Below are 1,225 nucleotides of genomic sequence, written 5' to 3' on the forward strand. Positions count from 1 at the left end.
CATGGCAGCTTGGCGCATGCATTGCCTATGCGGCGCTGGTCCCGCTCCGTCTCGGCTTCGCCGAGCCAACGCTCGCCCACCAACGCTCCTTTCCTTTCCCTCCGGAGGGGGGAAGGTGGCGCTGCGAAGCAGCGACGGATTGGGGGACCCACCCGGCAATCGGGCCTCGGGCCGATCAGTCACCCCAGTCATAGCAGATATGTGCGTGGCATAGCCCCCAGCAAGTGGGGGAGATTGGCCGCATCAACGTCCTCGCCAACCCTTTCCAGTCGCCGTCAGCGTGGACCTCGGTCCATCCGATTTCCCAGCTCCAGAAAAATCAAAAAAGTTCGAACCTTTTTCCTGGCTGTGACGACAGATGATCAAGAGGCGGATGGATCGCCTCGGTCAACGAAGCAAGGAGATCGTCATGTTCAAGAACACACTCGTTTCCGGCCTTATCGCCACCGCCGTCGCCGCCGCCACGCTGGCCGGCACCGTGCAGCCTTCGGCCGCCCACAGCCATCACCACAACCGCGAAATCGGCATCGGCATTGCTGCCGGCGTCGGCGGCTTCGTCCTCGGCAGCCTGCTCGCCCAGCCGCGCACCGTCTATGTCGACGAAGGCGGTGGCTCGTGGCATGTCCGCCGCTGCTACGATCGCTATGCCAGCTACGACGCGGACTCCGATACCTATCTCGGCCACGACGGATACCGCCACTATTGCCGTCTCTGAGGGGAGGACCCGTTCAGCAACAGAGGGGCCCATGCGAGCCCCTCTTCTGTTGTCTGGATGGTAGCGGTGCGTGCTCCATCGGCCGCTTCAGCGCAGAACTGAAGGGATTGGTCCGGCGACAGATCGGACAGTGTACAGAGATTTTCCGAGCGTCTATCCTGGACCGCGAAACGCGGGGAGAGACCCTTGGACGAGCAGGACCCCAGGGAAGACCTGGTCGAAACGGTTTTCCGCAACGGCACCGTCACCACCGTCGGCATCCTGCTGGCGTTTTCGCTGGGCTTCATCACCCATTGGGCCGCCAACCCGATCCCGTGGCAGACCTACCATCTTGTCGCCGTCCTGCCGATCCTGGCCGGCATTGCCTTGCAGATGCGGGCGCTCTCGCTGCTGCTCGACACGAAATGCCTGCAGCGGCGCATCTATGAACGCGCCAACCGCATCTTCATGGCCGGCCTGATATTCACCGCCTGCGGCGTCGGCATGGCCATCCTTCTCGATTTCTTCGAT

2 protein-coding genes are annotated in these 1,225 nt (G+C 62.8%); both read left to right on the forward strand.

Going from position 1 to position 1,225, the window contains the following annotated elements; translation table 11 throughout:
• Positions 1-409 precede the first annotated feature (409 nt).
• The gene (locus tag EN879_RS36410; protein ID WP_013531394.1) at positions 410-715 is read left to right on the forward strand and encodes a BA14K family protein; all 306 of its coding nucleotides are present in this window, start codon (positions 410-412) and stop codon (positions 713-715) included.
• A gap of 186 nt (positions 716-901) precedes the next feature.
• The coding region (locus EN879_RS36415; protein ID WP_127274741.1) for a hypothetical protein at positions 902-1,225 on the forward strand (324 nt) is incomplete at its 3' end.

Source organism: Mesorhizobium sp. M7A.F.Ca.AU.002.02.1.1, from assembly GCF_003998535.1.
GTDB lineage: Bacteria > Pseudomonadota > Alphaproteobacteria > Rhizobiales > Rhizobiaceae > Mesorhizobium > Mesorhizobium ciceri.